This is a genomic window from Corallococcus exiguus (genome assembly GCF_009909105.1).
GTDB lineage: Bacteria > Myxococcota > Myxococcia > Myxococcales > Myxococcaceae > Corallococcus > Corallococcus exiguus.
In genome coordinates this window covers 659725-670422 of sequence record NZ_JAAAPK010000008.1, presented here as the reverse complement: position 1 = coordinate 670422, position 10698 = coordinate 659725, and the positions used below count along the sequence as shown (strand labels likewise).

At 71.6% G+C, this 10698-nt stretch carries 1 protein-coding gene (only partly in view); it reads left to right on the top strand.

The window, feature by feature from the left end:
* Positions 1 to 10698: part of a non-ribosomal peptide synthase/polyketide synthase coding region (locus tag GTZ93_RS28830; RefSeq protein ID WP_161663127.1), annotated on the top strand (this coding region is incomplete at its 5' end). Its footprint extends 24573 nt past the window's final position; the window shows 10698 of its 35271 annotated nt.

The following is a 10698-nucleotide window of genomic DNA, read 5'->3' as shown; positions in this document are numbered from 1 at the left end:
ACGGGGCGGCGCAAGGACCTCATCATCCTGCGAGGGCGCAACCACTACCCGCAGGACCTGGAGGCGACGGTGGAGGGTGCGCACCCGGCGCTGAGGCCCGGGGGCGGCGCGGTGTTCTCGGTGGAGGTGGGGGGCGAGGAGCGCGCCGTCGTGGTGCAAGAAATCGACGTGCGGCGGCTGGGCGGACTGCGTGAGCAACTCGCGGCGGCGGACGCGGCGGTGGGCACCATCCGTCAGCGGCTGGCGGAGTCGCACGAAGTGCAGGCGCACGCGGTGGTGCTCATCGAGCCGGGCAGCCTGCCCAAGACGTCCAGCGGCAAGGTGCAGCGGCACGCGTGCAGAGCGGCCTTCCTCGCGGGGACATTGCAGGAGGTGACGGCGTGGCGGGCGGAGCCGCCAGGTGGCGCGCGTTCGTCGCCCGAAGCTCCCCTCCCCGCTTCATCCGAATCCGTCCCAGGCTCCAGCGGGGCTCGGTCCATTACCGCGCCGGACTTCAGCGCATCCGAGTCGTCGCCTTCGTCCCGGCCGTCATCGAGTCATGACGGCGGAACCATCAGCCCGGTCGCTCCTGGCGCAGGTTCTGGAGCACGCGAAGCGGCGCCCGTCTCAGAGGGCCTGCCCGCGAATGCGGACGAGGCAGCGCTGGTGGCATGGCTGCACGACGTCGTGGCCCGGCACATGCGCATGCGCCGTGAGGACATCGACGTCGATGCCCCGGTGACGCGCTACGGCCTGGACTCGTTGGGCGCGGTGGAACTGGCGCACGAAATGGGCATCGGCACGATGCGCGTGACGGTGCCCATGGAGTGGTTGCTCCAAGGGCCGAGCATCACGTCCCTTGCACGGCAGCTGATCTCGGCCCGCACGGCGGCGTCCGTCCCTGCATCGAGCACGCTGCGTCGCCGGGAAGTAACAGGCGACCGGGCGGCGTCCTTCGCACAGGCGCGGCTGTGGTTCCTGGACCGGTACGCTCCGGGCGACGTGACCTACAACCTTCCCGCCGCCGTGCGACTGGAAGGCGAGCTGGACGTGGCCACGCTGGAGAACAGCCTCCTCGTGCTTGCCGCGCGCCATGACGCGCTGAGGACTTCCTTCCGGGAACAGGGCGGAAGGCCGCTTCAGGTCATCGCGAGCTTCGCATCCCTGCCGCTGGCCCGCGTGTCACTGGAATCCCTGCCCGCGGACACCCGCGAGGCCGAAGCCTCCCGTCTGGCCCAGGAGGAGGCCCGCCGTCCGTTCGTCCTGACGCAGGGACCGCTCGTGCGCGCCACGCTGCTGACGCTGGACGAGCGCACGCACGTGCTGGTGCTCGTCATGCACCACGCCGTGTCGGACGGCACGTCCATGGCGGTGCTGGTGCGCGAAATGTCCGCCCTCTACGCGGCGCTGCTCGAAGGCGGCCCGTCGCCGCTGCGCGCGCTGAAGGTGGCTTACGCTGACTACGCGGAGTGGCAGCGGGAGTCGCTGGACGGAGCCGCACTGGCGTCGCACCTGGACTACTGGCGGCAGCAGCTCTCAGGCGCGCCCCGCTTGTTGGAGTTGGCGACAGACCGGCCGCGTCCCCCCGAGCGTGGAACGCAGGGCGCCCGGGTGCCGGTGGTGCTCGACTCACGGCTCGCCGAAGCAGTGCGCGGGTTGGCCATCAGCGAGGGCGTCACCCCGTTCATGGTCCTGCTCGCGGCCTTCCAGGCGGTGCTCGCGCGCCGCTCGGGACAGGACGACGTCAGCGTGGGCACGGCCATCGCGGGTCGTGAACGCGCGGAGTTGCAGGGCCTGGTGGGCTTCTTCGTCAACACGCTGGTGATGCGCACGCGGTTGTCCGGCGCGCCCACCTTCCGTGAGCTGCTAGGCCGGGTGCGCGCGACGGCGATGGGTGCGTACGCGCATCAGGACGTGCCCTTCGAGAAGCTGGTGGAAGCGCTCCAGCCCACGCGCGAGCGCGGGCACACGCCCCTCTTCCAGGTGATGTTCATCCTCCAGGGCGCGCAGGTGGGCGCCCCCGTGCTGCCGGGCCTCCAGTCACGCTTGCTGGACGTGCATTCGGGCACGGCGATGTTCGACCTGACGCTCTCGCTCTCCGAATCCGCGAGAGGCTTCGAGGGCTGGCTCGAGTACGCCACCGACCTCTTCGACGCGGACACCGTGGCCCACATCGCTGGCCACCTGCGCGTGTTGCTGGAGGCGGCTGTCGCGGACCCTTCGCGCCAGGTGGATGCGCTGCCGTGGCTCAGCGCCGATGAGTCGGAGCACCTGCTCGCGCTGTCGCATGGACCCGACATCGAGTTCCCCTCGGATGCCACCCTCTCCTCGCGCTTCGCGGCGCAGGTGGCTCGCACGCCGGATGCCGTGGCGCTCGTCGCCGGGGATGGCCGGCTGACGTACCGGGAACTGCGTGCTCGGGCCCGGGCCGTGGCGCACACGCTGCGGCAGCGTGGCGTGGGGCCGGAGTCGGTGGTGGGGCTGTGCGTGGACCGCTCGGTGGAGCTGGCGGTGGGGATGCTCGGCATCCTGGAGGCGGGGGCAGCCTACCTGCCGTTGGATCCGGCGTACCCGGCGCAGCGGCTCGCGGCGATGTGGGAGGACTCTGGGGCGAAGGTCCTCGTGGGGCCTCGTCGCCTGGAGGACGTGATCGCGGTGCCGGCTGATCGCCGGCTCTTCCTCGATGACGTGGCCCCCTCGGTGGGAGCGGACTTCGTGCGGTCCGCGGGTGACGCGCGGACGCTCGCGTACGTGCTCTACACGTCGGGTTCGACAGGGCGGCCCAAGGGCGTGGGCGTGCCGCACCGGACGGTGATGAATTTCTTCCGCGCGATGGATGCGCACGTCTCGCCGTGCCCGGGCACGTGGCTGGCGATGACGAGCATCTCCTTCGACATCTCCGTGCTGGAGCTGCTCTGGGCCTGGACGCGCGGCTTCCAGGTGGTGCTCGCGCCCACGGGCCTGGAGCCCGCGGCGTTCGCGGACCTGCTGGAGCGCCACGCCGTCACCCACTTCCAGTGCACGCCGTCGTACGCGCGTGCGCTCGTGGACGAGCCCCGGGCGTTGCATGCGCTGGGCGGACTGCGGCAGATGCTCGTGGGAGGCGAAGCGCTTCCGGGGAGCCTCGCCTCGAAGCTGCGGGAGCATGTCCCTGCCCTGCTCAACATGTACGGTCCCACCGAGACGACGGTGTGGTCGTCCATGCATCGCGTGGAGACGGACACGGCCGGCACGGTGTCGCTGGGACGGCCGCTGGCGAACACCGGGCTGCACGTCCTGGATGCCCTGCTGCGGCCGGTGCCGGTCGGGGTCCCCGGTGAGTTGTTCATCGGGGGTGAAGGCGTGGTGCGCGGCTACCTGGGCCGGCCGGAACTGACGGCCGAGCGCTTCGTTCCGGACGCGCTTCGCGAAGCGCCGGGCACGCGGATGTACCGCACGGGCGACCGGGTGCGCTGGCTCGCGGACGGAACGTTGGAGTTCCTGGGCCGCATCGACCATCAGGTGAAGCTGCGCGGCTTCCGCATCGAGCCGGGCGAAATCGAAGCCGCGCTCATCACGCACCCCGAGGTCCGCGAGGCCGTGGTCGACGTGCGCGAACAGCGGCTCGTGGCCTACGTCGTCCCGGCCTTCGGCGATGCCGGCGTTCTGCGTGAGCACCTGCGCTCCCGTCTCCCTGCGTACATGGTGCCTTCGGCCTTCGTCGGCCTGGACACCCTGCCCCTCACGCCCAACGGCAAGGTGGACCGCGGCGCCCTGCCCGCCCCCGCGGCCCCCGTCGCCACCGAGGACTCGGACCCGCTGACGCCGCTCCAGGAGAAGCTGGCCGCGCTGTTCCAGGACCTGCTGAACGTGGAGCGCGTGGGCGCGCACGATGACTTCTTCGCGCTCGGTGGGCATTCGCTGCTGGCCACCCAGCTCGTCACCCGAGTGAGCGCCCGGTTCGGCGTGGACCTGCCCGTGCGCGCGCTGTTCGACGCACCCACCGTGGCAAGGCTCGCGGAGCGCATCGAAGCGCTCCCCTCCCGATACCCCGCCGCCCCCATCCCCACGGTGTCCCGGGATGAAGCGCTGCCGCTGTCGTTCGCGCAGCAGCGCATGTGGTTCCTGGATCGGATGGAGCCCGGCCAGGCCCTCTACAACATCCCCCTGGCCCTGCGGCTCTCCGGCCCCCTGGACGTGGAGGCGCTGCGCCGCACGTTCGCGGAGATCGTCCGCCGGCACGAACCGCTGCGCACCACGTTCGAGGAACGTGAAGGCCAGCCGCTCCAGCGCATCCACGCGCCGCCATCGGACTGGTCCCTGCCGGTGGAGTCCCTTCCCGAAGGCACCGGGCGCGACGCCACCCTGCGACAGCGCATGCGGGAGGACGCGACCCGGCCGTTCGATCTGGGCACCGGCCCGTTGCTGCGCACGCGGCTGCTCCGGCTGTCCCCGGACGAACACGTGCTGCTCCTGTGCATGCACCACATCGTCACGGATGGCTGGTCCATGGGCGTGCTCGTGCACGAGGTGGCCAGCCTCTACCCGGCGCTCGCGGCGGGACGTCCGTCGCCACTTCCGGCGCTGGAGGTGCAGGCCGCGGACTTCGCCGCATGGCAGCGCCAGCAGGACGATTCCGAGGCGGCACAGGCCCGGCTGGACACGCTCAAGGAGTCCCTGAAGGACGTGCCCGTGCTCACCCTGCCCGCCGAGCAGGGACAGCCCGGGACCCGGTCGACGCGTGGGGACAGCCATGTCTTCACGCTGCCCGCGTCCCTGGTGCATTCGCTGGAGCAGGTGGGCCGCGACCGCGACGCCACACTGTTCATGGTGCTGATGGCCGGGTATCAGGCCGTGCTGTCGCGCTACTCCGGGCAGGACGACTTCGCCGTGGGCACGCCGGTGGCCCACCGCACCCGGCCGGAGCTGGAGCCCCTCATCGGCGTGTTCCTCAACACGCTGGTGCTGCGCGCCCGCATGGACGGAGCGCCTCGCTTCTCCGAGCTCCTGGGTCGCGTGCGCGAGTCCTCCCTGGCCGCGTACGCGCACCAGGACGTGCCCTACGAACGGCTCGTGGAGGCCGTGGCCCAGGCGCGCGGCGGAGATCGCACCTCGCTGTTCCAGGCGATGTTCGTTCTCCAGAACGCGCCGCTGTCCACGCCGGCCCTGCCCGGCGTCCGCGTGGAGCGGCTGCACACCTCGACGGAGACCGCGCGCTTCGATCTCCTGCTCTCGCTCACCGCGAGCGACGGCGGCCTGGAAGGAACGCTCGAATACAGCCGGGACCTCTTCTCCGAGGCCGCGGCGGCGCGGTTCGCCACCCACTTCCAGGTGCTGCTGGAGGCCGTGGCCCGCGATGCGGCGACCCCCGTGCACCTGCTGCCGCTGATGGACGACGCGGAGCAGCGGCGGCTGCTGGTGGATTGGAATGCCACCGCGCGCGACTACCCGCTGGAGGGCACGCTGCACGGGCTGGTGGAAGCGCAGGTGGCGCGCACGCCGGACGCCATCGCGGTGGACTTCGAGGGCGCGCGGCTGACGTACCGTGAGCTGGACGGCCGGGCCAATCAGCTCGCACGTGCGCTGCGGGCGCGCGGCGTGGGACCGGAAGTGCGCGTGGGCATCTGCGCGGAGCGGTCACTGGAGTTGGTGATCGCACTGCTGGGTGTGCTCAAGGCGGGCGGCGCGTACGTGCCCATCGATCCGTCCTCGCCGGCGGACCGGCGGACGTACCTGGTGGAGGACTCCGCGGTCGCGGCGTTGCTGACGCAGCAGCACCTGCGGCCGGTGCTGTCGGTAGGCAGCACGCCGGTGCTCTGCCTGGACTCGGACTGGCCCCAGGTGGCGACCCTGTCGCCGGAGCCCGTGGAATCGGGCGTGGGCGCCGAGCACCTGGCCTACGTCATCTACACGTCGGGCAGCACGGGGCGTCCGAAGGGCGCCATGAACACCCACGCGGGCATCCGCAACCGGCTGCTCTGGGGGCAGGACGCCTACGGGTTGGAGTCACGCGACGTCGTGTTGCAGAAGACGCCCTTCAGCTTCGACGTCTCGGTGTGGGAGTTCTTCTGGCCGCTGATGACGGGCGCGCGGTTGGTGGTGGCGAAGCCGGGCGGGCACCAGGACGCCGCATACCTGGTGGACCTGATGGCTCGCGAGGACATCACGACGGTGCACTTCGTGCCGTCCATGCTCCAGGTGTTCCTGGAGGAGCCGGGGCTGGAGCGCTGCACGGCGCTTCGCCGAGTCGTGTGCAGCGGAGAAGCGCTGCCGCTGGAGCTGAAGGACCGCTGCCTGGAGCGGCTGGGCGTCCCCCTCCACAACCTCTACGGCCCCACGGAGGCCGCGGTGGAAGTGACGGCCTGGACGTGCGAGCGCCATGACGGACGGCGCTCCGTGCCCATTGGCAGGCCGGTGGCGAACACGCGGATCCACGTCCTGGATGCATCGTCGCAGCCGGTGCCGGTGGGCATCGCGGGAGAGCTCCACATCGGCGGCGTGCAGGTGGGCCGGGGATACCTGGGCCGTCCCGCGCTGACGGCGGAGCGGTTCATCCCGGATCCGTTTGGCCCTCCGGGAGCGAGGCTCTACCGGACGGGAGACCGGGCCCGCGTCCTCGCCGACGGCACCATCGAGTACCTGGGCCGCCTGGACTTCCAGGTGAAGCTGCGCGGGTTCCGCATCGAGCCAGGCGAAGTGGAGTCAGCGCTGCGTCAGTGTGAAGGCGTGCGCGAAGCCGTGGTGGTGGTGCGCGAGGACGCGCCCGGCGACAAGCGTCTGGTGGCCTACGTGGTGGGCCAGGGCGTGACGGCGGAAGCCCTGCGCGAGGCGCTGAAGGCGAAGCTGCCGGAGTACATGGTTCCCACGGCCTTCGTGGCGCTGAACGCGCTGCCGCTGTCCCCCAACGGAAAGGTGGACCGCAAGGCCCTGCCTGTTCCGGACGCGCGTCCGGCAGCCCTGGCGCCGTCGAGGCCCCAGCGGATGACGCCCTTCCAACAGCGGATCGCGGACCTGTTCCGAGACGTGCTGCGGGTGCCGAAGGTGGGCGTGCACGATGACTTCTTCGCCCTGGGCGGACACTCGCTGCTGGCCACACGGCTGCTGTCCCGCGTGCGCTCCACGTTCCAGGTGGAGCTGCCCCTGCGCGGACTCTTCGACGGAGCCACCGTCGCCGAGGTCACCGAACAGGTGGAGGCCCAGCTCCTCTCGCGCACCGGCCTCCCACGCGTGCCCGCGATCCGCAAGGTGCCTCGCGACGGCGAACGGGTCCTGTCCTTCGCGCAGCAGCGGCTGTGGGTGATGGAACAGCTCCAACCCGGTGCCACGCCCTACGTCCTGCTGGGCGCCGTGCGGCTGGACGGCGCACTGGACGTGGAGGCCCTGCGCCTCGCGCTGGAGCTCCTCGTCGAGCGCCACGAAGCCCTGCGCACCACGCTCGCGCTGAAGGGCCGCGACCCCGTCCAGACCCTCCAGCCGACACCGGTCTGGGCGCTGCCCGTGACGGACCTGGGCGACCTGCCGGACCCCGAATCGGCGGTCCAGCAAGTGGCGCGCGAGGAGGCGGGCCGGCCCTTCGACCTGGGCACCGGGCCGCTGCTGCGCACGCGCCTGCTGCGGCTGACGTCCACGCAGCACGTGCTGCTCCTGGGCATGCACCACGTCGTCGCCGACGGCTGGTCCCTGAGCGTGATGGTGCGAGAGGTGGCCACGGCCTACGCGGCCTTCGCTTCCGGTTCGGCCCCGGTGCTGCCGGAGCTGCCCGTGCAGTACGCCGACTTCGCCGCGTGGCAGCGCGGTTGGCTCCAGGGCGACGTGCTCGCGGACGAAGTGGCGTGGTGGAAGGAGCAGCTCGCGGGTGCGCCTCGGGTCCTGGAGTTGCCCACGGACAAGCCTCGGCCCACGACGCGTTCACCTCACGGCGCGCTGATGCCCGTGCACGTGCCTCGCGACCTGACGGACCGGTTCGCGGGGCTTGCCCGGCGCGAAGGCGCCACGCCGTTCATGGCGCTGCTGGCCGCGTGGCAGGTCCTGCTGTCCCGCTACAGCCGGCAGGAGGATCTGCTCGTCGGCGCTCCCATCGCGGGCCGCACCCACGGCGACGTGGAAGGACTGGTCGGCTTCTTCATCAACACGCTGGTGCTGCGTGCACGCGTCCGTCCGGAGACGTCCTTCCGAGCGTTGCTGGGACAGGTGCGGGACACGACGCTCGCGGCCTACGAGCACCAGGACCTCCCGTTCGAGAAGCTGGTGGAGGAGCTCCAGGTGCCTCGCGACCTGGGCCGCACGCCACTGGTGCAGGCGGTCTTCGCGCTCCAGAACGCTCCGGCCGAGGCGTTCAATGCGCCAGGGCTGAGGATGGAGCCACTGGAGGTGGACGCGGGCACGGCGCACTTCGACCTGAGCCTGCTGCTCACGGAGACGCCGGACGGACTGCGCGGCTCCATCGAGTACAGCACCGACCTCTTCGAACGCGACACCGTGGCCCGGCTCGCCGGGCATCTGCTCGTGCTGCTGGAGGCCGCGGTCGCCGGGCCGGACGTGCCCCTCTCACGGCTGCCGTGGCTCACGCCGGAGGAGCGCCAGCAGGTGCTCGTCGCGTGGAACGACACCGCCCTGCCCTATCCCTCCGACAGCACGCTCGCGGAGCGCTTCGCGCTGCAGGCCTCGCTGCGCCCGGACGCCGTCGCGGTGGAGGACGGGGATGAACGGCTGACGTACGCGCAGCTGGATGCGCGGGCCAATCAGCTCGCGCATGTCCTGCGGGCCCGTGGCGTGGGAGCGGACGTGCTGGTGGCGCTGTGCCTGGAGCGCTCCGTGGGCTTCGTCGTCACGGTGCTCGGCATCGTGAAGGCTGGCGGCGCGTACGTGCCGCTGGATGCGTCGTATCCCGCGCAGCGGCTGAGCTTCATGCTGGAGGATGCCCGGCCGCACCTGCTCGTCACCACGCGCGAGCTGCGCGGCCGGCTGCACCTGCCCGACGCGTCCCTGCCGTGCCTGTTCCTGGAGGAGCTGGAGCTGGCCGACCAGCCTGTCACCGCGCCGGAGACCGGCGTGGGGCCGCGCAACCTGGCCTACGTCATCTTCACCTCCGGCAGCGGCGGACGGCCCAAGGGCGTGGGCATCGAGCATCGCGGCCTGCTGCGCGTGCTGCACGCGGCGCCGTACCTGCACTACGGGATGCGCGACACGGTGCTGCTCTTCGCGCCCGTGTCCTTCGACGGCTCCGTGCTGGAGTTGTGGATGCCGCTGGTGCATGGAAACCGGCTCGTCGTCTTCCCGGGTCACGTGCCCGCGGGCGACATGGACACGCTGGCCCGGGTGGTGGAGCGCCACGGCGTCACCTTCATCCACATGCCCTCCGGCCTCTTCTCGCAGTTGGTGGAGCACCGGCCGGACATCCTCGGGCGGCTGCGCGAGCTGCACACGGGCGGCGACATCGTCTCCGCGCCGCACGTGCGCCGCGCGGTGGAGTCGCTGGGCATCCCCTTCACCAACGGCTACGGGCCCTCCGAGGGCTCCATTGTCGCCACCGCCTTCACGGTGGAGCGGCTGGAACAGGTCGGCACGACGGTGTCCATTGGCGCACCGCTCGCCAACACGTCCGTGTACGTGCTGGACGCGAGCCTGAGCCCGGTGCCCGTGGGTGTGCCGGGCGAACTGTTCCTCGGCGGTGACGGCGTGGGCCGGGGCTACGTGTCGCGGCCGGACCTGACGGCGGAGCGCTTCGTGCCGGATGCCTACGGCGCGACGCCGGGCGCACGGCTGTACCGCACGGGAGACATGGGCCGTTGGCGTCCGGACGGCACGCTGGAGTTCCTGGGCCGCATCGACACGCAGGTGAAGGTGCGCGGCTTCCGCATCGAGTTGGCGGAGGTGGAGGCCGCCCTGCGCGACCTGCCCGCGGTGCAGGACGCCGCGGTGGTGGTGCGCGAGGACGTGCACGGGGACAAGCGGCTCGTGGCCTACGCGATGCCTGGCCCGGGGCAGGTGCTGGACGCGTCCGCGCTGCGATCGGCGCTGCGGCAGCGGCTGCCGGAGTACATGGTGCCGTCGGTGTTCGTGATGCTGGACACCCTGCCCCTGAACCCCAGCGGCAAGGTGGACCGCAAGGCGCTGCCCGCGCCGGACGCCGCGTCCACCGGACGTCAGGGCCGCTTCGTGGAGCCCACGCACCCGCTGGAGCAGCGCCTGGCGCCCGTCTTCGCGCGCGAGCTGAGCACGGACCGCGTGAGCGCACAGGACCACTTCTTCGAGGACCTGGGAGCCACGTCGCTGACCGTGGTGCGGCTGGCCGCGCGCCTGCGCGAGGAGCTCCAGCGCGAGGTGCCCGTGGTGTGGCTGTTCGAACACCCCACTCTCGAAGCGTTCGTCCAGCGGCTGGATCGTGAGTCCCAGCAGGGCCCGGGCGCCGTACAGCCCGTGTCCCAGGCTCCCGGTCACCGTCCGCGCGAGGCACCGAAGGCCGGCGAGTCCGGCTCCATCGCCATCATAGGTATGGCGGGCCGCTTCCCTGGCGCGATGACGGTGGCGGAGTTCTGGAGCAACCTGCGCGGAGGCGTGGAGTCCATCACGCGCTTCGCCCCGGAGGAACTGGAGCACCTGTCCGTCCTGCCGGAGGGCCTGGAGCTGTGGCACCAGCCGGCATTCGTCCCAGCCGCGGGCGTCATCGACGGCGCGGACCGGTTCGACCACGCGTTCTTCGACATGTCGATGCGCGAGGCGCAGTTCACGGATCCGCAG